This is a genomic window from Arsenicicoccus sp. UBA2120, from assembly GCF_002330965.1.
In the GTDB taxonomy this organism is placed as follows: Bacteria; Actinomycetota; Actinomycetes; order Actinomycetales; family Dermatophilaceae; genus Arsenicicoccus; species Arsenicicoccus bolidensis.
This window is the reverse complement of record NZ_DCYC01000054.1, coordinates 5,886-30,228: the sequence shown is the minus strand read 5'-3', so window position 1 is coordinate 30,228 and position 24,343 is coordinate 5,886. Positions and strand designations below refer to the sequence as shown.

General features: G+C 72.7%; 24 protein-coding genes and 1 riboswitch. Of the genes, 1 reads left to right on the top strand and 23 read right to left on the bottom strand.

Features of this window, described 5'->3' with window-relative positions; genetic code table 11:
• Nucleotides 1-122: 122 nt before the first annotated feature.
• Entirely contained in the window at nucleotides 123-1,553 is a 1,431-nt protein-coding gene (locus tag B2P18_RS07860) for a tyrosine phenol-lyase (protein ID WP_239264383.1), read from the top strand.
• Between the two features lie 62 nt (nucleotides 1,554-1,615).
• Here the strand turns inward: B2P18_RS07860 and B2P18_RS07855 are convergent, their stop codons facing one another.
• From B2P18_RS07855 to B2P18_RS07745, 23 genes are all read right to left on the bottom strand, one after another.
• Complete coding sequence (locus tag B2P18_RS07855; protein WP_029211348.1) at nucleotides 1,616-2,440, bottom strand: uracil-DNA glycosylase; 825 nt, start codon at nucleotides 2,438-2,440, stop codon at nucleotides 1,616-1,618.
• A 114-nt stretch (nucleotides 2,441-2,554) separates the two neighbouring features.
• Nucleotides 2,555-2,911, bottom strand: coding sequence for a hypothetical protein (locus B2P18_RS07850; protein ID WP_286957889.1), 357 nt, complete (start codon nucleotides 2,909-2,911; stop codon nucleotides 2,555-2,557).
• Between the two features lie 10 nt (nucleotides 2,912-2,921).
• Complete coding sequence (locus B2P18_RS07845) at nucleotides 2,922-3,224, bottom strand: hypothetical protein (protein ID WP_286957887.1); 303 nt, start codon at nucleotides 3,222-3,224, stop codon at nucleotides 2,922-2,924.
• The gene (locus tag B2P18_RS07840) at nucleotides 3,194-3,652 is read right to left on the bottom strand and encodes an HAAS signaling domain-containing protein (RefSeq protein ID WP_286957886.1); all 459 of its coding nucleotides are present in this window, start codon (nucleotides 3,650-3,652) and stop codon (nucleotides 3,194-3,196) included. Before B2P18_RS07840 ends, B2P18_RS07845 begins: the two co-directional genes overlap by 31 nt.
• Nucleotides 3,649-3,981, bottom strand: a complete 333-nt coding sequence (locus B2P18_RS07835; protein ID WP_019285481.1) for a PadR family transcriptional regulator — start codon at nucleotides 3,979-3,981, stop codon at nucleotides 3,649-3,651. Before B2P18_RS07835 ends, B2P18_RS07840 begins: the two co-directional genes overlap by 4 nt.
• A gap of 233 nt (nucleotides 3,982-4,214) precedes the next feature.
• On the bottom strand, nucleotides 4,215-4,712 hold the full coding sequence (locus B2P18_RS07830) for a hypothetical protein (RefSeq protein WP_286957884.1): 498 nt from the start codon (nucleotides 4,710-4,712) through the stop codon (nucleotides 4,215-4,217).
• Nucleotides 4,681-5,742 (bottom strand): ABC transporter substrate-binding protein, encoded by a 1,062-nt coding sequence (locus B2P18_RS07825; protein WP_286957882.1) that lies wholly within the window; start codon nucleotides 5,740-5,742, stop codon nucleotides 4,681-4,683. Before B2P18_RS07825 ends, B2P18_RS07830 begins: the two co-directional genes overlap by 32 nt.
• A 64-nt stretch (nucleotides 5,743-5,806) precedes the next feature.
• Nucleotides 5,807-6,586, bottom strand: coding sequence for an ABC transporter permease (locus B2P18_RS07820; protein ID WP_275442658.1), 780 nt, complete (start codon nucleotides 6,584-6,586; stop codon nucleotides 5,807-5,809).
• A 127-nt stretch (nucleotides 6,587-6,713) separates the two neighbouring features.
• A riboswitch (FMN riboswitch) is annotated at nucleotides 6,714-6,845 on the bottom strand.
• Between the two features lie 37 nt (nucleotides 6,846-6,882).
• Nucleotides 6,883-7,896 (bottom strand): Ppx/GppA phosphatase family protein, encoded by a 1,014-nt coding sequence (locus B2P18_RS07815; protein WP_286957879.1) that lies wholly within the window; start codon nucleotides 7,894-7,896, stop codon nucleotides 6,883-6,885.
• Complete coding sequence (locus tag B2P18_RS07810) at nucleotides 7,893-8,432, bottom strand: DUF501 domain-containing protein (protein WP_286957878.1); 540 nt, start codon at nucleotides 8,430-8,432, stop codon at nucleotides 7,893-7,895. The genes B2P18_RS07815 and B2P18_RS07810 overlap by 4 nt, the downstream gene beginning before the upstream one ends.
• 47 nt (nucleotides 8,433-8,479) lie before the next feature.
• Nucleotides 8,480-9,010 carry an FtsB family cell division protein gene (locus B2P18_RS07805; protein WP_286957876.1) on the bottom strand — a complete coding sequence of 177 codons (531 nt, stop codon included), beginning with the start codon at nucleotides 9,008-9,010 and terminating at the stop codon, nucleotides 8,480-8,482.
• Nucleotides 9,011-9,251: 241 nt separating this feature from the next.
• Nucleotides 9,252-10,541 (bottom strand): phosphopyruvate hydratase, encoded by a 1,290-nt coding sequence (gene eno, locus B2P18_RS07800; RefSeq protein WP_286957874.1) that lies wholly within the window; start codon nucleotides 10,539-10,541, stop codon nucleotides 9,252-9,254.
• A 163-nt stretch (nucleotides 10,542-10,704) separates the two neighbouring features.
• Nucleotides 10,705-11,367 carry a MazG family protein gene (locus tag B2P18_RS07795; protein WP_286957873.1) on the bottom strand — a complete coding sequence of 221 codons (663 nt, stop codon included), beginning with the start codon at nucleotides 11,365-11,367 and terminating at the stop codon, nucleotides 10,705-10,707.
• A gap of 1 nt (nucleotide 11,368) precedes the next feature.
• Nucleotides 11,369-11,902 carry a hypothetical protein gene (locus tag B2P18_RS07790; protein WP_286957871.1) on the bottom strand — a complete coding sequence of 178 codons (534 nt, stop codon included), beginning with the start codon at nucleotides 11,900-11,902 and terminating at the stop codon, nucleotides 11,369-11,371.
• Nucleotides 11,903-11,971: 69 nt separating this feature from the next.
• Nucleotides 11,972-14,320: a glycosyl hydrolase 2 galactose-binding domain-containing protein gene (locus B2P18_RS07785; protein WP_286957869.1), complete on the bottom strand. Its 2,349-nt coding sequence runs from the start codon at nucleotides 14,318-14,320 to the stop codon at nucleotides 11,972-11,974.
• Nucleotides 14,317-15,324: a DUF1839 family protein gene (locus B2P18_RS07780; RefSeq protein WP_286957867.1), complete on the bottom strand. Its 1,008-nt coding sequence runs from the start codon at nucleotides 15,322-15,324 to the stop codon at nucleotides 14,317-14,319. Before B2P18_RS07780 ends, B2P18_RS07785 begins: the two co-directional genes overlap by 4 nt.
• Before the next feature lie 6 nt (nucleotides 15,325-15,330).
• A complete protein-coding gene (locus B2P18_RS07775) occupies nucleotides 15,331-16,260 on the bottom strand; it encodes a hypothetical protein (RefSeq protein ID WP_286957866.1) in 930 nt (309 codons plus the stop codon).
• A 12-nt stretch (nucleotides 16,261-16,272) separates the two neighbouring features.
• The gene (locus B2P18_RS07770) at nucleotides 16,273-17,481 is read right to left on the bottom strand and encodes an acyl-CoA dehydrogenase family protein (protein ID WP_029211338.1); all 1,209 of its coding nucleotides are present in this window, start codon (nucleotides 17,479-17,481) and stop codon (nucleotides 16,273-16,275) included.
• Nucleotides 17,481-17,735 carry an acyl carrier protein gene (locus B2P18_RS07765; protein WP_019285468.1) on the bottom strand — a complete coding sequence of 85 codons (255 nt, stop codon included), beginning with the start codon at nucleotides 17,733-17,735 and terminating at the stop codon, nucleotides 17,481-17,483. The genes B2P18_RS07770 and B2P18_RS07765 overlap by 1 nt, the downstream gene beginning before the upstream one ends.
• A gap of 186 nt (nucleotides 17,736-17,921) precedes the next feature.
• The gene (gene mfd, locus B2P18_RS07760; RefSeq protein ID WP_286957864.1) at nucleotides 17,922-21,521 is read right to left on the bottom strand and encodes a transcription-repair coupling factor; all 3,600 of its coding nucleotides are present in this window, start codon (nucleotides 21,519-21,521) and stop codon (nucleotides 17,922-17,924) included.
• A 119-nt stretch (nucleotides 21,522-21,640) separates the two neighbouring features.
• Nucleotides 21,641-22,240 (bottom strand): aminoacyl-tRNA hydrolase, encoded by a 600-nt coding sequence (gene pth / locus B2P18_RS07755; protein WP_029211335.1) that lies wholly within the window; start codon nucleotides 22,238-22,240, stop codon nucleotides 21,641-21,643.
• 117 nt (nucleotides 22,241-22,357) lie between these two features.
• Nucleotides 22,358-23,032 carry a 50S ribosomal protein L25/general stress protein Ctc gene (locus tag B2P18_RS07750; RefSeq protein WP_286957863.1) on the bottom strand — a complete coding sequence of 225 codons (675 nt, stop codon included), beginning with the start codon at nucleotides 23,030-23,032 and terminating at the stop codon, nucleotides 22,358-22,360.
• A 206-nt stretch (nucleotides 23,033-23,238) separates the two neighbouring features.
• A partial coding sequence (locus B2P18_RS07745) for a UDP-glucose dehydrogenase family protein (RefSeq protein WP_286957861.1) occupies nucleotides 23,239-24,343 on the bottom strand: 1,105 nt, incomplete at its 5' end.

Below are 24,343 nucleotides of genomic sequence, written 5' to 3'. Positions count from 1 at the left end.
ATACGGCTGATTGCTCGGCACATTGAACACTCTGTGCGCCCGGACCCGCCTGGGTTGCGTAGCGACTGCCCCAGGAGCAGCGTGGGCGGCACGCAACCAGGACGCAACCAGAGACGAGGAAGGTGAGCTCCGTGGTCAACGCCGAGCCGTATCGCATCAAGATGGTCGAGCCCCTGCACATGACGACCCGCGCCGAGCGCGAGGAGGCGATCCGGGCCGCCGGCCACAACACCTTCCTGCTCAAGAGCAAGGACTGCTACATCGACCTGCTCACCGACTCGGGCACCTCCGCGATGAGCGACGCGCAGTGGAGCGCCATGATGCTGGGCGACGAGGCCTATGCCGGGGCGCGGTCCTTCGACAACCTGTGGAACGCCGTCGAGGAGTTCTACGGGTTTCCCTACACCTGCCCCACCCACCAGGGCCGCGGCGCCGAGCACCTCATCTCCCAGATCCTCATCACGCCCGGCCAGCACGTGCCCGGCAACATGTACTTCACCACCACCCGCGCCCACCAGGAGCTGGCCGGCGCGACCTTCCACGACGTCATCATCGACGAGGCCCACGACCCGTCCGCCATCCACCCCTTCAAGGGCAACGTCGACCTCGACAAGCTCCGCGCCCTGATCGACGAGGTGGGCGCCGACCAGATCGCCTACATCAACGTCGCGGTCACCGTGAACATGGCCGGCGGCCAGCCCGTCTCCATGGCCAACATTAGGGCCGTCCGCGAGATCTGCGATGAGCACGGCATCATCATGTGGTCCGACGCGACCCGCCTCGCCGAGAACGCCTACTTCATCCAGCAGCGCGAGGAGGGCTACGCCGACACGCCCTGCGCGCAGATCGCCAAGGAGATGCTGTCCCACTTCGACGGCCTGACCATGTCCGGCAAGAAGGACTGCCTGGTCAACATCGGCGGCTTCCTCGCCATGCGCGACGAGGACATCCTGATCAAGGCCCGCGAGCTCGTCGTCCTCTACGAGGGCATGCCGACGTATGGCGGGCTGGCCGGTCGCGACCTGGAGGCCATGGCCGTCGGCCTGCGCGAGGCGCTGGACGACGACTACCTCGCCCACCGCATCGGCCAGGTGCGCTACCTCGGCGAGCGTCTGATCGAGGCGGGCATCCCCGTGGTGCAGCCCATCGGCGGCCACGCGGTGTTCCTCGACGCGCGTGCCTTCCTGCCCCACGTCCCCCAGGACGAGCTCCCGGCCCAGTCGCTCGCCGCCGAGATCTACGTCGAGTCCGGGGTGCGCGCCATGGAGCGCGGCATCGTCTCGGCCGGCCGCACCAAGACCGGCGAGCACAACCACCCCAAGCTCGAGCTCGTCCGGCTGACGATCCCCCGGCGCGTCTACACCAACGCCCACATGGACGTCGTCGCCGACGCCGTGATCGCCGTCTGGCAGCGGCGCGCATCGATCCGCGGTCTGCGGTTCGTCTACGAGTCTCCGACGCTGCGGTTCTTCACCTCGCGGTTCGAGCCGCTGCCGGTCTCGCCCCTCCCCGTCCACGAGGGCACGCAGGAGGAGCACGCCCTCGCCCACTGACCTGCTCGCCCATCCCCCGCTGCCCCCGGCCCCATCACCCGGGGGCAGCACCCTGCTCGGGGTCACAGCCGAGCGATCACCTCGTCGAGCATCGTCTCGGTCAGGCGGCCGGTGAAGGTGTTCTGCTGGCTGACGTGATAGCACCCCACGAGGCGGATCTCCTTGCCCCGCGCGGTGATCAGGGTGGCCTCGGCGCCGTGGCCGAACTTCGGCGCGGGACGCGGCACGGTCCAGCCGAGTCGTCTCGCGGCGCCGATCGCCTGCGCCCAGCCGATGCCGCCGAGGGCGAGCAGGCTCTCGAGATCGCGCTCCACGAGGGTGATCTCACGATCCAGCCACGGTGCGCAGGTGGCCTTCTCCAGGGTCGAGGGCTGGTTGTCCGGGGGCGCGCAGTGCACCGGGGCCGTGATGCGCACGCCGTGCAGCTGGAGGCCGTCTGCCGCGTGCACGCTGGTGGGCTGGCTGGCCAGGCCCGCGCGGTGGAGCGCGGCATACAGCCAGTCCCCGCTGCGGTCCCCGGTGAAGATCCGGCCGGTCCGGTTGGCCCCGTGGGCGGCGGGGGCGAGCCCGACGATCAGCGCGCGCGGGTGCGGGTCGCCCCACCCCGGCGCCGGGCGGCCCCAGTAGGGCTGGTCGGCGAACGCCGCCCGCTTGGTCTCCGCGACGCTCTCGCGCCACGCGACGAGCCGCGGGCAGGCCTGGCAGACAGCCACTCTCGCGTCGAGCTGGTCCAGGGTCCGGGCCGACCCGGCCAGCCGTATGACGTCCTCCGGGGCTGCGGCACGCGGGGTGCGGGGCCGCGAGGGATCCCCCGGCCAGCCGGTGCCCGGCGGCACCGGCGACGGGTGGAGGTCGCCGGTGCCGGGGTGCGGGAGGAGCAGGTCCATGCCCCGCAGGATGCCACCCCACCCCGCCGACCGGTCACTTACCGACCCACACCCCGCCCATGACCGACCACTCGGCGAGGAGGGACCCCGCCGAGTGGTCAGCTTCGGACGCGCTCAGGGGGTCGTCGTCCCGGTCGGGGTGGGCGTCGGGGACGCGCCGGTCGACGTGGGTGCGGTCGAGGGCCCGGAGGTCGTCGTCGGGCCGCCGCTCGGGTTGGACGTCGAGCTCGGGCTGGACGTGGGTGTGGGACCGGCGGACGAGCTCGCGCCGGGCGACGGGGTGGCCGGCTGCACGGGCAGCAGCGGCGGCAGGGTGGCGGGCGGACGCCAGGCGTACTCCTCGGCGTCGAGCTGTTCCTGGGTGGGGCTCCAGGCGTCGGTGCCCGGCAGGGTCAGCGGCACGGTGTTGCGCTGAGCCTGCCCGTAGCTGTCGACGGAGGCGATCCGGTCCGGCAGGTCGTTCGGCCGCACGACCAGGGGGCTACCGCCCTCGTCGAACAGTCGCCCGGGGAACCGGGTTGCCCTGCTGGTCGTAGACGAAGACGTTGGCCACCTCGACACCTTCCCTGGACAGTCCGGACGGCGCCGCAGGCTGGGAGTACACGGCCGGCAGGTAGTTCCCGTCCCCGTAGAACCGCTCGACCAGCTGCGCCCCGAATACCAGCGAGGCGACCACGGCGATCGTGTTGGCCAGGCCGATCGCCAACCGAGCAGCCCTGGGCACCCCCCTGCCGCGCCAGCCGATCCACACGCTCAGGGGCACGGCGGCGAGGAGCAGCAGCACGCTCGCCACCTGCCCCAGGCCCAGCATCGCGTTGATGCACCACACGGCGAGGAAGCCCGCAGCAGCCACCACGCCGGGTGGAGCGTCCTGACATAGTCGCGCGGGTGACGCAGCCACGGATGCCGTTGCAGCGCAGCGTCATACGACTCCCGCACGGTAGCCGTGGCCTCCCGCATCCCCCTGGTGCGGGAGGCCACGGCGGATCGTGGGGGCAGGCCGGCAGCGGCGCGCAGCTCGGCGGCGTAGGTCTCGGGCTCGCCGAGACGGGCGACGAGCGAGCCTGCCTCCGAACGGATCTCGGCCAGGTCGGCCTCCATGCCGGAGGTCAGCTCGTCGACGTCGTCGGCGCGCAGGTCGTCCAGCGCCCGCCTCACCCGCGCCACGTAGTCGCGGATCTCGTTGTCGCCCAGCACGATCGTGTCGCTCATGCCACTGCCTCCGCATCCTTGAGCAGGTCGTTCATGGTCCCGGCGAAGGTCCGCCAGGTCTTGCCCTGGCGCTCGAGGATCGCGCGCCCCTCGCCGGTGATGCCGTAGTACTTGCGGTGCGGGCCCTCGTCGCTCGGCACGACGTAGGACGTCAGCGCGCCGGCCGCGAAGAGCCGGCGCAGCGTGCCGTACACGCTGGCCTCCCCCACGTCCTCGAGACCCGCCGCCCGGATGCGCCGGACGACGTCGTAGCCGTAGCCGTCCTCGCGCGCCACCACGGCCAGGACGGCGAGGTCGAGCACGCCCTTGACGAGCTGAGTGGTCTCCATGGGCACCTCCTTCTTCCACATCGCACACTACCGCGCAATCCGCACTAGTGTCCACAGCGAGATAGTCACGGTCCGGTCTCGTGGCGTCGTTCGGCACCTGCACCTTCGTCGTCGGTATGCCGGACCGTCGGCGCATGACGAAGGGCCGCCCCGCGACGGCGGGACGGCCCTTCGTGACCGGGGCTGACTCGTGGCAGGCCGCCCGACGCTGTGGTCGGCGGCCGCCGGTCGGGTCAGGCGTGGGTGCGAAGGCGACGGGCTGCGGCCACCACCGCACCGGCCGCGGCCACCAGCCCCAGCCCCAGCCCCAGCCCCAGACCACCGGCCACCATCGGCGCGGGCGAGTCGGACGTCTGGGCTGACCTCTGCGCCGCGGGCTGCCCCGCCACGGGCTGGGCCGCTGCCGGCGCACCGCCCGCCGCGAATCCGCCTGCGGTGCCGGACCGGTCGTAGCCGGAGCCCGGCAGCTTGTCGGCGTACTTGGCGTGCACGGTGCGCTGGTAGTCGCGCAGCGCCATGCCGGCACCGACGGCTGCCCGCGCCTCGTCGTTGAGGGGCAGCACGCGATCGCCCTTGACGGCATACCAGGCGTTGATCTGCGGCTCGCGGAACAGCGAGCCACCGGAGGCCTTGCGGGCCAGCTGGGCCTCGAGGCCCCCACCGGCCGCGTTGACGGCCTCACGTCCGCGGCAGGTCGCGTCAGCGCGAGACGTAGCCCGCCGCCACCGCATCGGCGGCGGGGACGTCCTTGGCGATGAGGCCCTGCGAGCGCATGAACGCCGTCATCGACGCCCACTGCGCCGGGTCCAGCCGACCGCTGACCGCCCCGTCCTTGGTGAGCATCACCTTGACCGTGGCGTCCAGCGTGGCGCGGGCCGCGGTGGCGGCCTTGGCGTCCGCGAGGTTGGGCACGTGCCGCGACGAGTCCTTGATGGTCTGCTCCGGGTCGGAGGCCATCGTCTGGATGCCGTCGAGCATGCCGTCGGCCACCGCGCGCACCCGCGCCGGGTTGGCCTGCAGATATTTCCTCGTCGTGACGAGCGAGATGGACACGAGCGGGACCTCACCGGTCGCGGTGAGCGGGATCGAGCGCACGTCGAGCCCCGCGAGCCGCATCTGCACGGTGTCGTTGTTGGCATAGCCCATGACGGCGTCGACCTTGTCGGTCGCGAGGGCGGCCTGGCTGGTGTAGCCGATCTCGGTGACCCGCACGTCCTGGTCCGTGATCCCGGCGGCCTTGAACATCGCCAGGGCCCCGAGCCAGCTCTCGCCATACCGCCCGGGCACCCCGAGGGACCGGCCCTTGAGGTCGGCCGGAGTCTTGATCGGGGAGTCGGCCGGGACGATCAGCTCGACGGGGTACCGCCGGTAGTAGGAGGCGACCGCGACGAGGTCCAGGCCCTTGGCCCGCGCCTCGACCATCTCGTCGCCCCCCGCGATCACGAGGTCCTCCTGCCCGGAGGCGATCGCGGTGAACAGCCCCTCCTGCGCGCCGTGGTGCCGGACCGTCACGTCGGCCCCCCGCTTGCGGAAGTAGCCCTGCTCGATCCCCACGTAGAACGGTGCGAACTGGATGTTGGGGATGTAGGTCAGTCCCACCGTGGCCTTGTCACCCCCGGCGCTGCTGCCGGCGGGGGTGGCAGCGGTGGACGACCGGACCACCTGATCGCTGCCGCTGCCGCTGCCGCCGCCGCACGCGGCCAGCGCCAGCACCGAGGTGAGTCCGGCGGCGGTGAGCAGGGATCGGCGGGTGATGGTCACGGGGAGTGGTCCTCTCGAGGGGTGCTGCGGGGGGTGGCTGATGGGGGGTGGGGACGGTTCGAGGTCAGCCGCGCGGGGTCTCGCGGACGTCGGCGACGATCGAGGAGCGTCGCTCGACGACCAGGAGCAGGGTGTATGCCGAGGCCGCGATGGCGCACAGCATGACGATCACGGCGACCATCCCGGCGGTGTCGACGGCGTCGCGCTGCAGGGTGAGCAGGGTGCCGAGTCCCTCGCCGCCCATGACCATCTCGCCCACGACCGCCCCGGTCACCGACAGGGTGAAGCCGTTGCGCAGCCCGGCGAGGACGTTGGGGAGCGCCAGGGGTGCCTCGACGTGTCGCAGCAGGTCCCAGCTGCCGGCGCCGTCGATCCGGGCGGCGTCGACCACCTCGTGCGGCACGTGGGTGAGGCCGACGACCGAGGAGATGAGGATGGGAAAGAACACCATGAGCGAGCACAGCGCCACGATCGCGGTCAGGCCGTAGCCGACCCAGAGCACCAGCAGCGGCGCGAGCGCGATGGCGGGGATCGCCTGGGTGGCGCCGAGGAAGGGGGTGACGGCGGCGCCGACCCAGCGCGAGCGGTGGATCAGCACGGCCAGCGGCAGGGCGACGGCCGCGCCGAGCGCGCAGCCCCCGAGCGCCTCGGCGAGGGTGAGCGCGACATAGGGCCACACCACGGGTCCACCGAGCATGCCCACCAGCCGCGTCGCGACGTCGACCGGGCCGGGCAGCAGGAAGGCGGGCAGACCGCCATAGGCGGCGACCAGCTCCCAGACGGCGAGCAGGACCGCGCCGAGCGCCAGGGGCGCCAGCCAGGTGTGCCTCGCGTGTCGGGACATCCTCACCTCCGGTCGACTCCCGTGCCGTTGCTGCGTGGCTGCGCCGGGGTCACCGTCGGTCGACGGACGTGCGCCAGGTGCGGCTCCGACCCGGTCGCGACGACCGGAGCGGGCGCCGACGAGGCGCCGCGTGCTGCCTCCCATCCGGACTTTCACCGTCGGTCCTGGAGTTCCACCAGGTCAACCGCCCACCTCGAGAGGTGGTCGGGTCGCGGACTGTCACCGCCGGCTCGGAATTGCACCGACCCCGGAGCACGTGCTCCCCCCAGTGTAGGCCCGTGGCCGGCCTCCCTCGGTCAGTCGACCGAACCCGCCAGGCGCAGGCAGACGCCGTCGAGGATGTCGTGCTCGGAGGAGACGACGAGGTCGTCGGCGCCCGCCCCCACGACGCGCTCGACGATCCGGCCCCAGATCAGGGCCCCGGGCCCGATGACGTCGACGCGGCCCGGGTGCATGAACGGCAGCGCCGCTCGGCTCGGTCGGTCCAGGCGCACCAGGTCCGCGCAGGCGGCGCGGACCACGTCGGCCGGGAGCCGGGACAGGTGGATGACCTCGGGGTCGTATGCCGCGAGCCCCATCGCGTGCGCGGTCACCGTCGTCACGGTGCCGGCGACGCCGACCAGCGTGCGCACGCCGGTGAGCTCGACCGTGCTGCAGGCCAGGTCGAGCTGCCGGTCGACCTCCGCCAGGGCGGCGGCGAGCTCGTCGGCCGTCGGCGGGTCGTGGTGCAGGTAGCGCTCGGCGTGCCGCACGCACCCCATGTCGACCGACCGGGCCGCCTCGACGACACCCTCAGCCGTCCCGCGCACCAGCTCGGTGGACCCGCCGCCGAGGTCGACGACGAGGTAGGGGCCGGGGATGCCGGCCGCCACCAGGTCACCCGTCGCGCCGAGGAAGGACAGCTCGGCCTCCTCGTCGCCGCTGATCACCTCGGGGACGACGCCGTCGTGCCCGTGCTCGGCGAAGGCGGCTCTCACCCCGGCCGCGAAGTCTTCCGCGTTGCCGGCGTCGCGGGCGGCCGAGGTCGCCACGAAGCGCACGGCCGAGACGCCGAGGCCGGCGCACTGCTCGGCATACTCGCGCGACCGTCCGAGAGCCCGCTCCATCGCGGCCTCGGAGATGCGCCCGGTCCGGTCGACCCCCTCGCCGAGACGGACGACCTCCATGCGGCGGACCACGTCGTGCAGCGCGCCGACGGCAGGCGCGGCAGGCCCATCAGGCACGGCGACGTCGACGTCCGCGACCAGGAGGCGGATGGAGTTGGTGCCGCAGTCCACGGCCGCGACGCGACGAACGGCCCCGTCGGTCACCGGCGCTCCCAGCCGTCCTCGGTGGGGGCGACGCAGGGTCCGGGGGCCCACCACTCCCCCACGGCCTCGACGGCCTCGTCCCCCAAGGGGTTGACGCCGGGCCCGGCAGCCAGCGCGTGACCGGCGAGGACGTGCAGGCACTTGACGCGGGTGGGCATCCCCCCGGCCGAGATGCCGTCGATCTCGGGGACCGAGCCGAGCTCGGCGCGGTCGGCGAGGTAGGCCTCGTGCGACCGCCGGTAGGCGCCCGCCAGCGCCTCGTCGTCCCGGAGGCGTTCGCTCATCTCGCGCATCACGCCCTGCGCCTCGAGGGTCGACAGGGCACCGGTCAGCCGTGGGCAGGTGGCGTAGTAGGTGGTCGGGAACGGCGTGCCGTCCGGCAGCCTCGGCAGGGTGCGCAGGACGTCAGGACGTCCGCACGGGCAGCGGTGGGCGACCTCGACGACGCCGCGCGCCTCGCGCCCGAGCTGGGCGTGGACCGCTGCGGCGTCCTCGTCGGTGAGACCCGGTGCGGGCGTGGTGGACTCGTTGCTCATGCGGTGGCCTTGGCCTTCGGGAGGAGAGGTATGTCGGGAGCCCGGCGTCAGCGCGTGGGCGAGGCACCGGGCGAGGTGCGGCCGCCGGGGGCGCTGCCGGACGGGGTGGAGCCGGGGCGGGGGGTGTCCGAGATCGTGGGCTGCGGCGTGGGCGTCGGGCCACCCTCGGCCGGGGCCACCGTCGGGTCGAGGCCGAGGCGGTCCGCGCTGGACAGGGAGGTCCAGACCTTGGAGTACCACGGGACCTGCTGCGCCTCCAGGTCGACCCCGACCACCTGGGCGTCCACCGAGGTGCGCCGGCCCCTCTGCGGGTCGAGCACGGTGTACGACGTCTCGCCAGGCTTGACGAAGTGCAGCCGGGAGCGGATCTGCTGCTCGAGGAAGGCCTGGTCGTCCCACTTGGCGCGTTCGCGCATCAGGTCGTCGACCTGGCGCTGCTGCTCGACGATGGAGTGCTCGAGGGTCGCGATCTGGTCGCGCTGCTCGAGATAGCGACGCAGGGTGGGGACGAGCATGATCGCGAGCATCACGACGATGGCCGCGAGGCCCAGCAGGCGCCGCACCGTGGCCGGTCGCATCCGGCCGCGAGGCCCACCCGCTCCTCGTGAGCCACCGGTCCCTCGCGGGCCGCCCGGCCCGCCGGATCCCCCGACGCCGCCACCCTCACCAACGCGGCGACGAGGACCCTCCGCGGGCCGACGCTGCCGGTCGCCGGCACCGGCCGGGCGCCGGGACGAACCCGCGGCAGCACCGGAGGAGGGACGTCGCGCGGGGCGTGACGTCCCTCCTCGGGAGGTGCTGGATGGCATGTGCTCCAGACTAGGCGCTGGCGCCCTTGAAGCGCGGGAACGCGCCCGCACCGGCGTAGACGGCCGCGTCGTCGAGCTCCTCCTCGATGCGCAGGAGCTGGTTGTACTTGGCGACGCGCTCGGACCGGGCCGGGGCACCGGTCTTGATCTGGCCGCAGTTGGTGGCGACGGCCAGGTCGGCGATGGTGACGTCCTCGGTCTCGCCGGACCGGTGCGACATCATGCAGCGGTAGCCGTTGCGGTGGGCCAGGTCGACGGCGTCCAGCGTCTCGGTGAGCGAGCCGATCTGGTTGACCTTGACCAGCAGGGCGTTGGCGGTGTCGCTGGAGATGCCGCGCTGCAGCCGCTCGGGGTTGGTGACGAACAGGTCGTCGCCGACCAGCTGGACCTTGTCGCCGAGCTGCTCGGTGATGGACTTCCAGCCGTCCCAGTCGTCCTCGTTGAGCGGGTCCTCGATGGAGACGAGGGGGTAGGCCGCGACGAGCTCCGCGTAGTACGCGATCATCTCGTCGGCCGACTTGCTGCCGCCCTCGAAGGCGTAGGAACCGTCCTGGTAGAACTCGGACGCCGCGACGTCGAGCGCCAGGGCGATGTCCTTGCCGGGCTCGTAGCCCGCGGCACGGATCGCGTCGAGGATGAGGTCCAGCGCGGCGCGGTTGGACTCGAGGTTGGGGGCGAAGCCGCCCTCGTCGCCGAGACCGGTGGCCAGTCCACGCTCCTTGAGCACGGACTTGAGGGCGTGGTAGACCTCGGCGCCCCAGCGCAGGGCCTCCTTGAAGGAGGGCGCGCCGATGGGGGCGATCATGAACTCCTGGATGTCGACGTTGGAGTCGGCGTGCGACCCACCGTTGAGGATGTTCATCATCGGGACGGGCAGGACGTGGGCGTTGGGGCCGCCGACGTAGCGGAACAGCGGCAGACCGGCCGACTCGGCGGCGGCCTTGGCGACGGCGAGGGAGACGCCGAGGATCGCGTTGGCGCCGAGCGAGCCCTTGTTGTCGGTGCCGTCGAGGGACAGCATCTCGTTGTCGACGAGGCGCTGCTCGGTGGCCTCGTAGCCGAGGACGCGCGGGGCGATCTCGTCCAGCACGGCGTTGACGGCGTCCTCGACGCCCTTGCCGAGGTAGCGACCCTTGTCGCCGTCACGACGCTCCACGGCCTCGAACGCTCCGGTGGATGCGCCGGACGGGACGGCGGCACGCGCGATGGTGCCGTCCTCCAGGGCGACCTCGACCTCGACGGTGGGGTTGCCACGCGAGTCGAGGATCTCGCGTGCGCCTACTGCTTCGATGTTGGCCACAAGTACTCTCCTGATCGATGGTGAGCGGTGCGGCTCGAGCCTATCCCGTGCGCCGCAGCGGGCGCGCCGGGGTCTGCGGCCAACCGTGCCGTCGTCCGAGCGGTGGACAGGCACCGGCCCGTATGCCGTCCACCCGGCCCCTCACCAGCCTCTCGCCGACCGCTCAGGCGTCGCCGTCGGCCGTCGCGGCGAGGCGCAGGACCGTCCCCCGCAGGGCCTGCTCGGCGTCGATGCCCCGGCCCCGGGCATCGAGGACGAGGGCCAGCAGGGCGGCCCCGACATCGTCACCCTGCGGCGCCGCGGCGGCGGCGAGCAGCTCGCCCCGCCCGGTCCGCTCGAGCCGCGAGGCGGTCTTGGCCGCCAGGGCGAGCGCCGGCAGGGACGCGGGGATGCCGTCGAGCAGGCCGGTCCGGTCGGGCTTCTCGAGGGCCTTGATGGCCTCCCAGCCGGCCTCGACGTCGGCAGGGCCCGACACCACCGCGTCCGCGAAGACGTGGGGGTGGCGCCGCTGGAGCTTGGTGATGATCGCGTCCGCGACGTCGTCCACGTCGAACGGCTCGGTGGCGTGCTCCTGACCGACCCTGGCGTGGAAGGCCACCTGGAGCAGCACGTCCCCCAGCTCCTCGACCAGGTGCTCACGGTCGCCGGAGGCGATGGCGTCGGCGAGCTCGTGCGCCTCCTCCACGGCATACGGCGCGAGGCTCTCGTGGGTCTGCTCGGCGTCCCACGGGCAGCCGCCCGGGGAGCGGAGCCGGTCCATGACGGCCACGAGGTCGAGCAGCCGCTCGCCGGGGCGGGGCCGCTCGACCTCGTCGGTCGTCGTCATGTCAGGGTGCGGGAGCCGGGCTGGGCGCACCGGCCGCGTCCGCCACGAGCCAGTTGCGGGTCTCGGGCCCGATCTGCAGGGTCTTGCGGTCGAGCGAGCCGTAGCGCGGGTTGAGCTCGATGTCGGCCTGCTTCAGCTGCTGGACGACCTTCTCCTCGGTGGCGGGGTCCATGCTGTTGAGGGCGAGCGCCGTGCGGACGAAGTCGAGCGTGGACCGGGACGGGTTCTCGACCTTGTCCAGCAGCTTCCTGGCGGCGTCGTCGGACACGCCCTTGCCGGACTGCTGCACGGCGGGCAGGACGTAGCGGCCGAAGGTCAGCAGGCTGACGACGTTGGCGGGCTGCACCGGCTGCGTGACCTGCGAGGATCCGCCGTTGAACTCGCGGGCCGCGGTCTGCACGTCGGACTCGAGGATGGGCTGGCCGTCGACGATCGCCGCGGCGCGGGACTGGGAGCCCTGGTCGCACCCGGTGAGGAGTCCGGTGGCCGCGACCACGGCGGCCAGCGTCCCGGTGAGCACGCGCTTGGAAGCCAACACCATCAAGTCCTCTCAGCAAAGGGTCTGCATCGTCCGCCTCGGGGACCGTGGCGACGCGGTCCCAGCCTAGTCGGTGGTCGTGGGTGCCACGACCGGGGTGGGGATCGTCGGCGTGGGGATCGTCGGCGGGAGCAGCGGCCGCGTCGCCCGGACCTCACCCGCCCCGTCGGTCACCCAGCGGGCGCGGACCGCCGAGTAGGCCGGGGCGGACGCGAAGCGCCAGGCCCAGCCGAGGTCGCGGAAGCCCCCGAGCGCCTCCTCGACCTCGACCTGCGCGTGCCCCCGGGCCGGGACGGCGAGCTCGAGCTCCGCGTCGAGGACGGCGTCGCCCTCGAGGTCCAGGGCCTCCAGCCGGAGCGTCCCTCGCACCGGGCGCCCCGTGTCGTTGACCGCCTCGAGCAGCACCCCGTCCAGACCACGATCGAGGAGCAGCAGCGCCACCGGCGCGAGCACCTCGGGCAGCGCGAGCAGCGGCGCCTTGGGCGCGCCGATCACGTCGATCAGCCCCCACCCCGGGCCTGGTGCGAGGTCGCGGTGGGCCAGGACGATCGCGCCGCCGGTCGGGGTGGGCGAGCTGCGCCACCAGGCGAAGCTCTCGGTCATGACCCGGGCGACGGTCCGGCGCTGCAGGTCCTCCCAGCCCTCCGTGGTGAGCTGCCTGGCGGCTGCGTCGACGTCGGTGTCGACGCCGGTGTCGCCGTTGTCGGCGCCGGCGGGGTAGCGACCGATCCACGCCCGCACGTAGTGGTCGGTGACGTCCACGAAGTCCCACGACGTCCCCCGGTCGTGCGGGGCGGCCCGGCGCCACGCGGATCCTCTGCCCCGGTCGTCGGGGGCCGGCAGCAGGCCCAGGTCGTCCAGCTCCGCCATGGTCGACGGCTCGGGCGGTATGGCGAACGTCAGCGCCTCGGACGCGAAGGACACGCGCGCGGTGCGGGCGTCCTCGAGCGGCCGCAGGTAGGCCCCGACGCCGAAGTAGTGGCTCACGCCGTGCTCGATGCTGACCGGGCGGGGCCCGCCGGACGGGCTCGAGGTCACGTGGATCGCTCCGGGCACGAGCTCGTCCGCGAGGCGCGGGAGCAGGTCGTGCAGGGCCGTCATCCGCCGTCGCTCGGGGGGCAGACCCATGAGGGTGGGCTGCTGCTCGGTCTCGGTGCCGCCGCAGACGACGGCGAGGTGCGGCCAGCCGCCCCAGGCGCCGAGCTGGTCCCGGAGCTCGGCCTCGAGCTCGGCGAGCCAGGCCTCGTCCTCGGGCGGGTCGAAGGTCGCGAGCATGGCGTCCTGCCACACGAGCAGACCGCGTTCGGCGGCGAGCTCGCGCAGGACCTGGTCGGCATAGGTGCCCGTGCCAGGGATGCGGACGAGGTTGATGCCGGCGGCGACGAGGGCGTCCAGGTCGCGGGCCACCTCGGCCGGGTCGCTGGTCCAGCCGAGCGGGTCGGTGGTGGCCCAGACGACCCCCCGGACGAAGACGTCGACGCCGTTGACGGCGATCGCGAAGCGGTCGTCCTCGCGGCGGGCCCTGATGTGGGAGAAGCCGATCCGCCGGTCCAGGACCGTCTCGCCCCCGACCCGGACGTGCAGGCGGCGCAGCCGAGGCAGCCCGTGGGTGTGCGGCCACCACAGGGTCGCGCCGTCGTCGCCGGACACGACGCCCACGTCGTGCGACAGGCGCAGGTGCCATGCCCCGTCGTCCTCGAGGGCGGGCTCGGCGGTCAGCCGCTCCCCGTCCAGGGTCACCTCGACCGGGAGCGGTTCCGCGGCCCGCACGTGCAGCGCGAGCCGGGCGGTCCAGCCGTCGGGTGCCGGCTCGACCTGCGTGCGGATCGACACGACCTCCGCGCGGGGACGGGCGCGCAGGCCGGCCTCCCCGAGGATGCCGACCGGGGGCAGGACGCCCTCCCAGGTGGGGATGCGCCCGAGCAGCGGGGTCCGCCGCCACCGCAGGCTCGGGTCGGGCAGGAGCGAGCTGCGCCAGCGGGGACGGGGCTTGCGGGGCACGGGCGTCTCGCCGAAGGACGCAATCCGCACGGCGATCTCGTGCGGTCCGGCCGTGAGCGCGCCGAGATCGATGACGTGACGGCGGAAGGCGTTGTCGCTGCGCAGGATCCGCTGACCGTCGAGGTAGACGTCGGCGTGCGTGGCGATCCGGTCCAGCACCAGCCGGGCGCGCGGGAGCGGCTGGTCGAGGATGACGTTGCCGCGCAGCCACCAGGTGCTGTGGTCGGCCTCCGCGAGCGCCGGGACGCCATACGCCTCGACCACGGCGGCCGAGGCCGCGAGGGACCCGGGCACGACCGCCGCGACCCAGCCGTCCTGCGGCCAGGAGCCAGGCCCTGGCTGCTCGCCCGGATCGAACCGCCTCACCTGCCAACGGATCTCGACGGGGTCCGCACCGGCGGCGAGGACGGTCATCCCAGCTGGGCGGCGACGCGGTCGATGGCGCTCCCCCACCGCTCGGTGGCGCGCTGCAGGGTGGGCTCGAGGTCGCGCGCGCGGCCGCCCGTGATGCGGGCGAGGGCGAACTGGAGGTTCTTCATCTCCTGCGAGACGACGTCGAAGTCGTCTGCGGCCGTGCGCAGCTCGTCGGCATCGAGACCAGGCTGCGAGTCGCGGTCGGGGTCGTCGCCGTCGGCAGCACCGTCGGCGAGCCAGCGGGTCGCGTCCGCCGCAGCCTGGGCGGTGAGCCCCAGCTGCCGGGTGGCGGTGAAGGAGTAGAGGTGGAAGAACGCGAAGCCCCGATCGGGCAGCGTCGGCGCGACCTCGCGGACCGAGTCGCACAGGTCGGCCACTGGGTTGCCGGCGGGTCGGCGCGCGAGGGGACGGGCAGCGAGCACCGTTGCCCGGCGGCGGATCTCGGCCTCGTCCCGGACCAGCCCGTCGAGCCGGACGCGCTCGACGTAGGGCTGCGGAGCGCACGTCGGCAGGTCGCGCAGGGCCAGCGCGCCGTCGTAGTCGTCTCCCTGCAGCGCGTAGAGGCCGGAGTTGTGGAAGTAGGTCATCGCGCGCGCCTCGGGGTCCACGCGGACGGGCACGATCGTCGTCTTGACGCGCTCGGCGCCGTAGGACACGCCATCGGTGTCCGGCAGGTAGTAGGCGTCCGACTCCACGGTCAGCAGCTCACCGGCCCCGAGGTGGTCCAGCACGTGCTCCTCAACCGTGCGCCACAGGTTGATCTCGGCGACCTCGATGCCGTAGAGGTCGCGCAGGTCGTCGGTCTGCGCCTTGAGGAAGGCCCACGCCCCGGGGACGGTGCCTGCGCTGTAGGCGCACACGCCCAGCGGCTCGGGCGGGAGCCCGAGGGCGGCGGCGATCTCGATCCAGATGTCGAGGTAGCAGTTGGTCTGGGTCCAGACCCGGTCGTCGCGGTGCAGCGGGTGGGGCGTGAAGGTGTCGGCCCGCAGGTGGTCGAGCGGCATCCTCGGTCAGGCCTGCGCGTCGAGCCCCAGCCGGGCCCGCACCTCGGTCGGCCAGGACGGGACGTCCATGCCGTGCGTCGCGAACAGCGCGACAGTGACCCGCTCCAGGCCGAAGCCGATGCAGGAGCTGTGGGCGAGCTGCCCGTCGGCCGTCGTGATGTCGAAGTCCAGCCCGAAGTGGTCGTTGTGGTAGTTGGACGAGCCGAGGGCGGTGCCGGAGTGCTCCTCGCCGTAGACCTTGCACTCGAACTCGACCTTGAGGCCGGCGTCCAGCTGGCCGGCGGCAAAGATCTTGGCGGCGCGGCCGAAGAAGGGGTCGTTGGCCGGCACCTCCTCGATCTGCAGCCCGATGGAGGTCAGCAGCTCGGGGCCGACGCGACGCCCGATCTCACGGTGGGCCTGGGCCTGCTCCGGCGTGCCGATGCAGACCTTCTCGCGCATGCGGAAGGACACGAGCCGCATGGGGTCGTCGGACGGCTCGTGCCGGAAGCAGCGGTTGCCGGTCTCGTAGGTCACGCCCCGCTCCAGGCGCGTGCCCGCGTGCAGCGGGTAGGTCTGGTGGCAGGGCGCGGACAGCAGGTCCAGGCGCGCGGGGACGAGGTGCGTCGTCCAGTCCTCACCGGCGTTCTTGTCGACCACCATCGCCTTGTGCGCCTTGGTGTCGCCGGTGAACACGTCGACCGAGCCGATGAGCTGGGGGAACGAGTCGAGGTAGCCGGTCTTCTCGAACACCGGCTGCGTGAGCAGCGGGGGGAAGGAGATGACCGTCACGTCCTCGGTGGGCTGCATCTCGTGGACGAGTCGCTCCACCCCGGCCAGGACGTCCTCGAAGGTGCCGGTGAACGCGGACAGCCCGCGCAGCGGCAGCTCGACCATGTGGCCGGCCTCGACGAGGTCCCGGCGCAGGGCCAGCTCGCGGTCGTGACGTGAGGTCATGTGGGTCTCCTGTCAGCCCTTGTAGATGAGCTCGAGCTGGGCGGTGTTGCCGAGGATCCGGTCGTTGTTGACCATCAGCTGAGCGCCGTAGGCGTCCCGCAGCTGGCGATCCAGGCTCACCGCCCCCGTCCGACGATAGCCCGCGATACCCACGATCAGCAGGGCTTTGGCCACGATGTCCACGACCGTCTCGGCGCTGTAGACCTTGAGGGTGTTGTAGCCGATCGCCCGGCCCATCAGCGTCGCGGCCTGGGACGTGGGGTCGACCTCGAGGTAGCCGGCCGTGGCGCCGTGCACGCGGGCCCGGAAGGTCTCGAGCACGACCTCCAGCTCGGCCATCCGCAGGCCCGTCACCGGCTGCAGCTGCCCCGACCGGCGGGCGGCCTGCCGGACCACGCCACGTGCCGTCGCCGTCGCGCCCTCGGCGAGCCCCAGCCAGCAGGAGGACCACAGGGAGTGCGCGACCGGCAGCATCGTGCGGGCCGACAGGTCGGCGTAGTCGTCGGGAAAGATCCGGTCCTGGTGGGAGCGGGCCGTGAGCACGAAGCCGGGGCTGCAGGTGCCGCGGAAGCCCATCGTGTCCCAGTCGCCCAGGGGCTCCAGCGTCAGGTCGGCCTTGTCGCACACGACGAGGACCTGGTCGCTCTCGACCGCCTCGGCATCCTTGCGCGCCGTGACGAAGATGAGGTCGGCCTCGACGCCGTAGGAGATGACGGGAGCCTTCTTGACCAGCTCGAAGGTGCCGTCGTCGGCGCGGTCGACGTGGCACAGGCTCCGTCGGACGTCACCGCCGATGCCCATCTCGGTGGTGGCGGAGCCGACGAGCAGCTGGTCGGCGGCGATGCGCCGCATCAGCTCCTGGAGGTAGGGGGTGCGACCGTGGTGCACCAGGCACCCCACCTGGATCTGGTGCATCGCAAAGATCATGGCGGTCGAGGCGCAGCCCTTGGCGAGCTCCTCGCAGGCGAGCCCGATCTGCACCACGTCGGCCCCGAGGCCGCCGAGGTCGGTGGGGATCCAGGCCCCGAGCAGGCCCGCCTCGCGCAGCGCGGTCATGGCCTCGCGCGGGAAGCGGGCGTCGCGGTCGACGTCGGGGGCGTGGACGGCGGCCACCTCGGTGGCGATGCGCCGGGCCTCCGCGACGACGTCCGTGGCGGTGGCTGCGGCGGAGCCGACGGAGCCGGTGCCCGTGGTGCTGGTGCTGGTGGCGCTGCCCGTCATCAGTCCTCCACCAGCGGCGCGAGCGCGGCCTGGAGGGCGTCGACGGACGCGAAGGTGCTCTTGACGAGCAGCTCGTCCGGGATCTCGATGTCGAGGGTGTCCTCGAGCTCGAGGACCACGTTGACGGTCGCGTGGGAGGTCAGCCCGGCGGAGTAGAGGTCGGCGTCGGCGCCGATCTGGTGGGCATCAACCTTGAGCCGGCCGGCCTCGGCCAGGGCGTCACGGATGGTGGTGGTCAGCGAGTCGACAGACATGGAGCCCTCTGGTGCGCGGGTGACGATGACATGGCACGAGCGACCACAGGTTCCCCCTCGGGTCGCTCGTCCTTGAGCCTAGTGCGGACCCCTGGCGTCCACCTCTCGTTCGCCCTGTTGCCCAACGTGCGTCACCACATTGCGTCGAACCCTGACGTCCGGTGACATCGGGGTGACGCTGTGCGGTCAGCTGCGGCCCTGCACCCCGGCCGCCGTCGCGATGTCATCCAGGAGCACCGACTGCATGAGATCGCTGGCCCAGCGCAGGATCTCGTCGTCGCGCAGCACCTTGCCGCCGACCTTGGCCGTCATGGGCGCCGGCACCAGGAGCTGCCGCTGCGGCTCCTTGACCAGGGTGCCGGGATAGAGCCGCATCAGCCGCATCTGCTGGGACTCGCGCAGCTCCACCGGGCCGAACCGGACGAACTTGCCCTGCACCCCGATGTCGTTGACCTTGGCCCGGCGGGCGACGGTGCGCAGCCGGGCCACCTCGATGAGGTTGTCGACGGCCGGCGGCGGCGTGCCGTAGCGGTCGGTGAGCTCCGCGACGATGTCGGCCAGGGCAGCCTCGTCCTCGACGACGGCGAGCTTCTTGTAGGCCTCCAGGCGCAGCCGCTCCCCCGGGACGTACTCGTGCGGGAGGTGGGCGTCGACGGGGAGCTCGATCTTGATCTCCATCGGCTGGGCCGCGGAGTCGTCGCCCCGGAAGTCGGCGACGGCCTCGCCGACCATGCGGACGTAGAGGTCGAACCCGACGCCCGCGATGTGGCCCGACTGCTCGCCGCCGAGGAGGTTGCCGGCGCCCCGGATCTCGAGGTCCTTCATGGCGACCTGCATGCCGGCGCCGAGGTCGGTATGGCTGGCGATGGTCTGCAGCCGGTCGTGGGCGGTCTCGGTGAGCGGCTTCTCGGGGGGGTAGAGGAAGTAGGCGTAGGCGCGCTCGCGGCCACGCCCCACCCGCCCGCGCAGCTGGTGGAGCTGGGACAGGCCGAGCATGTCGGCGCGCTCGACGATGAGGGTGTTGGCGTTGGAGATGTCCAGGCCGGTCTCGACGATCGTCGTGCAGACGAGCACGTCGAACTTCTTCTCCCAGAAGTCCAGCACGACCTGCTCGAGCCGGTGCTCGCCCATCTGCCCGTGCGCGGTCTCGATGCGCGCCTCGGGGATGATCTCGCGCAGCCGGGAGGCGGCCCGCTCGATCGAGGACACCTTGTTGTGGACGAGGAAGACCTGGCCCTCGCGCAGCAGCTCGCGCCGGATGGCCGCGACCACCTGCTTCTCGTCATACGCACCGACGTAGGTGAGCACCGGGTGACGCTCCTCGGGCGGGGTCGCCAGGGTGGACATCTCGCGGATGCCGGTGACGGCCATCTCCAGGGTGCGCGGGATCGGGGTCGCGCTCATCGCGAGCACGTCCACCGAGGTGCGCAGCGCCTTGAGCTGCTCCTTGTGCTCGACCCCGAAGCGCTGCTCCTCGTCGATGATGACCAGGCCGATGTCCTTGAACGCGATCTCCTTGGACAGGAGCCGGTGCGTGCCGATGACGAGGTCGACGCTGCCGTCCTTGAGCCCGGCGACGACCTCGCGCGCGTCCTTGTCGGACTGGAAGCGGGACAGCGCCTTGACCACCACGGGGAACTGCGAGTAGCGCTCGGAGAAGGTGTTGTAGTGCTGCTGGACGAGCAGGGTCGTCGGCACCAGCACGGCGACCTGCTTGCCCTCCTGGATGGCCTTGAAGGCGGCGCGCACCGCGATCTCGGTCTTGCCGTAGCCGACGTCGCCGCAGATGAGGCGGTCCATGGGCACGGGCTTCTCCATGTCCGCCTTGACCTCGTCGATGCTGGACAGCTGGTCCGGCGTCTCGACGTAGGCGAAGGCGTCCTCGAGCTCGCGCTGCCAGGGGGTGTCCGGCCCGAAGGAGTGCCCCGTGGTCGCCATGCGGGCGCTGTAGAGCCGGATGAGCTCCCCCGCGATCTGCTTGACGAACTTCTTGGCGCGGCTCTTGGTCTTCTGCCAGTCGGAGCCGCCCATCTTGGACAGCGTCGGCTGCTCGCCGCCCACGTAGCGCGTGACCTGGTCGAGCTGGTCGGTGGGGACGAAGAGCTGGTCGGCCGGCTGCCCGCGCCGGGAGGAGGCGTACTCCAGCACGAGGTACTCGCGCGTGGCGCCGCCGACGGTGCGCTGCATCATCTCGACGAACCGGCCCACGCCGTGCTGCTCGTGCACGACGAAGTCGCCGGGGCGCAGCTGCAGCGGGTCGACCTGGTTGCGGCGCCGCGAGGGCAGCCGGCGCATGTCCTTGGTGCTGGTGCCCTGGCCCGACGTGCCGGTCAGGTCGGCCTCGGTCAGGACGACGAGATCGACGCTCTCGCAGGCGAACCCGCGGCCCAGCCGGCCGGTGGTGATGGACGCGACCCCGCCCTCGATCTCGGCGCCGTCGGCGAGCAGCCGAGCGGGCAGGCCGCCCTCGCCGAGCAGCTCGACGAGGCGCTTGGCGAGGCCCTGCCCCTCGGTGACCATCAGGACCCGCCGCTGGTCGTGCAGCCAGCCCTGCAGGTCGGCGAGCACGGCGTCGCGGTCCCCGCGGTAGGCCGGCGTCTCGACGGTCGGCACCGTGAACGTGAGCGCGTCGTCGTCGCTGCTCTCCATCAGCTCGGCGAGGTCCTCGTCGGCGGCGAAGGGCGTCAGGGTCCACCACGGCCGGGAGGTGGCGAGGGCGTGCTCGCGGACGTCCCCGAGCTGCCAGTAGGACGCGGTGCCGAGCACGCTCTCGAGGTCGACGGGCACCGCGTTGCCGGCGGCGGCGTTGGCCCAGCTCGCCTCGAGGAACTCGGCGCTCGTCGCCACCAGGTCGCGGGCCCGGGTGCGCACCCGCTCGGGGTCGCACACGACGACGTGGGCACCCGCGGGGAGGGTGTCGAGCAGGCTCTCCATGCCGTCGACCAGGGCCGGGCCGAGGGACTCCATGCCCTCGACGGCGATCCCCTCGGCGACCTTGTCGAGCAGGTCGCGGACGCCGGGCAGCTGCTCGGCCAGCGCGCGCGCCCGGTCGCGGACCGCGTCGGTCAGCAGGATCTCGCGGCAGGGGGGCGCCCACAGCCCGTGCTCGGCGACCTCGAGGCTGCGCTGGTCGGCGACCCGGAACCACCGGATCTCCTCGATCGTGTCGCCCCACAGCTCGACGCGCAGCGGGTGCTCCTCGGTCGGTGGGAACACGTCGAGGATGCCGCCGCGGACGGCGAACTCGCCGCGCCGCTCGACCAGGTCGGTGCGCGTGTAGGCCGCGCCCACCAGCGCCTCGACGATGTCCTCGAGGGGGCGCTCGTCGCCGGCGACCAGGGCCACCGGCTCGAGCTCGCCGAGGCCCGTCGCGATCGGCTGGATCAGGGCCCGCACGGAGACCACGAGCACGGAGATCGGGCCGTATGCCGGGTCCTCGGCGGACGGGTGCGCGAGCCGCCGGAGCACGGCCAGGCGCCGCCCGACGGTGTCGCTGCGGGGGCTGAGGCGCTCGTGCGGCAGGGTCTCCCAGCTGGGGAACTCCGCCACGGCGTCGTGCGGCAGGAAGCAGCGCAGCGCCGCGGCCAGGTCGTCGGCCTCGCGCCCGGTCGCCGTGACAGCCAGGACGGGTGTGCCGCCACGGTGCTGGGCCAGCAGCGCGATCAGCGGGGCGCGCGAGCCGCCGGCCGCGGCCATGTCGACGAGCTGCTCGACGCCGACGGACTCCAGGACGCGACGCACCGTGGCGTCGCGACCGAGGACGTCGAGGAGGGCAGGCAGCGCCATGAGCAGTCTCGCTTCCGGGGGGAGGTGGCGTCCGAGGAGGATCTGGGCCGCGGGCCAGCCTACGCCGCAGCACCGACACACCCCCTCCCTGCGGGAGCGTGAGGACGACGGCTACGAGGTCAGCGGGCGTTCCAGCGGTCCTGGGCGTAGGTGAGGCCCTGCGTCAGCAGGTCCTCGACGACGTCGGCGGCATCCTCGAGGAGCACGCCCACGTCGGCCCGCTCGCCCGAGGCGAAGTCCTTGAGCACGAAGTCGGCGGGGTCCTGGCGTCCCGGGGGGCGGCCGATGCCGAGGCGCACCCGCACGTAGTCCTTGGTGCCGACGCTCTTGCTGATGGACCGCAGGCCGTTGTGCCCGCCCTCTCCCCCGCCGAGCTTGACCCGGGAGGACGCGAAGGGGATGTCGAGCTCGTCGTGGATCACCACGAGCTGGCGCGGCGGCACCTTGTAGAAGGAGGTCAGCGCCTTGACCGGGCCGCCGGACTCGTTCATCCACGAAGACGGGACGGCGAGCACCGCGCGCGGGCCGGGGGCCCCGCCCGGCAGGACGCCCACGCGCACCTCGGCGGCGGCGGCTCGCGCCTTGTGGCGCTTCAGCGTCGCCCCCGCCCGCGCCGCGAGCACGTCGACCGCCATGGCACCGACGTTGTGCCGGTTCCTGGAGTACTGCGTCCCGGGGTTGCCGAGGCCCACGACGAGCCAGGTGTCCGAGGTGGTCATGTCAGGAAGTCTCCCAGAGCGAGGGGGTGGCACGACGCCGCGGCGCCCAGGTCCTGCCTGGGCGCCGCGGCGTCATACGGGTCGTGCTGCGGGACGGGCCCGCGGGAGGGGCGAGGCTCAGGCCTCGTCGCCCTCGGCGGCGTCGGTGCCCTCGGCGGACTCGCCCTCGGCGGCCTCGTCCTCGGACTCCTCGTGCTCGATGCCGGCCTCGGCCTCGGCCTCGGCGAGCTCGGCCTCCAGCGCCTCCGCGGAGACCTGCTGGGTGATGTTGACGACGAGCAGCTCCTCGTCGGACACCAGCGTGGAGCCGGCGGGCAGCTCGATCTCCTTGGCCAGGATCTGCGTGCCGGCGGCCAGGCCCTCGACGGAGACCTCGACACCCTCGGGGATGTGGGTGGCCTCGGCCTCGACGGAGATGACGGGGTTCTCGAGCTGGACGACGGTCTCGCTGGCCGCCTCGCCCGTGAGGGAGACGGAGATGTCGACGGTGACCTTCTCGCCGCGGCGGACGACGACGAGGTCGACGTGCTCGATGACGACGGTGCGGATCGGGTCGCGCTGCACGTCGCGGGCCAGGGCGTACTGCTCCTGGCCGTCGACGACGATGGTCAGCAGCGCGTTGGGGTTCTTGAGCGCCAGCAGCGTGTCGTGACCCGGGAGGGTGACGTGCACGGGGGCGGCGCCGTGGCCGTACATGACGGCGGGGATCTTGCCCGCGCGGCGGATGCGGCGGGCAGCGCCCTTGCCGAACTCGGAACGGGGCTCGGCCTGCAGGACGGTGGCGTCGGACATGTCGACTCCTCGGGGGGTGGTGGGGAGATATCGGTCGGGCCTCGACGCGGGACACGGCGCGGACGCGACGACGCGTCAGCAGGAGGCGACTCCCACCACCGCGTCGATCACGGACCTGGTCGGTGCTGCGCACCGTGCCCTGTCCCTCGCCGAGGCAACCGCACCAGCATAGCCGAGCCCGGCCGTATGCCGGAACCGCCCCGTGGTCACCAGGTCGTGCTGGCGCGGCCCATCCCGCGGTAGGACCAACCCGCAGCCTCCCACCGCCCCGGGTCCAGGGCGTTGCGGCCGTCGATGATCGCCCGCTCCTTGACCACCGAGCCCAGCTGGTCCGGCTCCAGGCTCGTGAAGTCGCTCCACTCGGTCAGCAGCATCACCAGCTCCGCGTCCACGCACGCCGCCCGCGCGTTCGGCGCCGTCTGGATGTGCGGGTAGCGCGCGTGCAGGCCCGGCAACGCGATCGGGTCGGTCACCACCACGTCCGCGCCCTGCCCCACCAACCTGGTCGCGACGTACAACGCCGGCGAGTCCCGCAGGTCGTCGCTGTCCGGCTTGAACGCCGCCCCCAGGATCGCGATCCGCCGACGCTCCACGCTCCCCCCGAAGTGCCGTTCAGCCAACGCCACCGCGTGCTGACGACGACGCTGGTTGATCGCGTCCACCTCCCGCAAGAACGTCAACGCCTGGTCCACCCCCAGCTCACCGGCCCGCGCCATGAACGCCCGGATGTCCTTGGGCAGGCACCCACCCCCGAAACCCACCCCCGCCCGCAGGAACTTCGGACCGATCCGCTCGTCGTGCCCGAGCGCCTCCGCCAGCCGCGTCACGTCCGCCCCCGTCGCCTCGCACAGCTCCGCGATCGCGTTGATGAAGCTGATCTTGGTCGCCAGGAAGGAGTTAGCCGCCACCTTCACCAGCTCCGCCGTCTGGTAGTTGGTCACCAGCCGCGGCATCCCGTGCGACAGCACCCCCGCATACACCTCGTCCAGCAGGTCACGCGCCGCCTCCCCCGCCACCCGGTCCTCCGGCAGGCCGTACACCACCCGGTCCGGGGTCAACGTGTCCTGCACCGCGTACCCCTCGCGCAGGAACTCCGGGTTCCACACCACCGTCGCGTCCACACCCTCACGCGCGCACCAGTCCGCCAGCCGCGCCGCCGTCCCCACCGGCACCGTCGACTTGCCCACCACCAGCGCCCCCGCCACCGGGTGCTCACCCATCACCGCCAGCAAGGACCCCATCGCCGCGTCCAGGTGCGACAGGTCCGCGGCATACCCCGACTCCCGCTGCGGTGTCCCCACCCCCACGAAG

Bases quoted from the DNA above. Each gene is read 5' to 3' on its own strand.
- B2P18_RS07780 (WP_286957867.1), bottom strand. From the start codon at position 15,324: ATGCCGCTCGACCACCTGCGGGCCGACACCTTCACGCCCCACCCGCTG.
- B2P18_RS07785 (WP_286957869.1), bottom strand. From the start codon at position 14,320: ATGACCGTCCTCGCCGCCGGTGCGGACCCCGTCGAGATCCGTTGGCAG.
- B2P18_RS07855 (WP_029211348.1), bottom strand. From the start codon at position 2,440: ATGGACCTGCTCCTCCCGCACCCCGGCACCGGCGACCTCCACCCGTCG.
- B2P18_RS07770 (WP_029211338.1), bottom strand. From the start codon at position 17,481: ATGACGGGCAGCGCCACCAGCACCAGCACCACGGGCACCGGCTCCGTC.
- B2P18_RS07835 (WP_019285481.1), bottom strand. From the start codon at position 3,981: ATGGAGACCACTCAGCTCGTCAAGGGCGTGCTCGACCTCGCCGTCCTG.
- B2P18_RS07840 (WP_286957886.1), bottom strand. From the start codon at position 3,652: ATGAGCGACACGATCGTGCTGGGCGACAACGAGATCCGCGACTACGTG.
- B2P18_RS07805 (WP_286957876.1), bottom strand. From the start codon at position 9,010: ATGCGACCGGCCACGGTGCGGCGCCTGCTGGGCCTCGCGGCCATCGTC.
- mfd (WP_286957864.1), bottom strand. From the start codon at position 21,521: ATGGCGCTGCCTGCCCTCCTCGACGTCCTCGGTCGCGACGCCACGGTG.
- pth (WP_029211335.1), bottom strand. From the start codon at position 22,240: ATGACCACCTCGGACACCTGGCTCGTCGTGGGCCTCGGCAACCCCGGG.
- B2P18_RS07765 (WP_019285468.1), bottom strand. From the start codon at position 17,735: ATGTCTGTCGACTCGCTGACCACCACCATCCGTGACGCCCTGGCCGAG.
- B2P18_RS07810 (WP_286957878.1), bottom strand. From the start codon at position 8,432: ATGAGCAACGAGTCCACCACGCCCGCACCGGGTCTCACCGACGAGGAC.
- B2P18_RS07750 (WP_286957863.1), bottom strand. From the start codon at position 23,032: ATGTCCGACGCCACCGTCCTGCAGGCCGAGCCCCGTTCCGAGTTCGGC.
- B2P18_RS07820 (WP_275442658.1), bottom strand. From the start codon at position 6,586: ATGTCCCGACACGCGAGGCACACCTGGCTGGCGCCCCTGGCGCTCGGC.
- B2P18_RS07830 (WP_286957884.1), bottom strand. From the start codon at position 4,712: ATGCGGTGGCGGCGGGCTACGTCTCGCGCTGACGCGACCTGCCGCGGA.
- B2P18_RS07775 (WP_286957866.1), bottom strand. From the start codon at position 16,260: ATGACCTCACGTCACGACCGCGAGCTGGCCCTGCGCCGGGACCTCGTC.
- B2P18_RS07795 (WP_286957873.1), bottom strand. From the start codon at position 11,367: ATGACGACGACCGACGAGGTCGAGCGGCCCCGCCCCGGCGAGCGGCTG.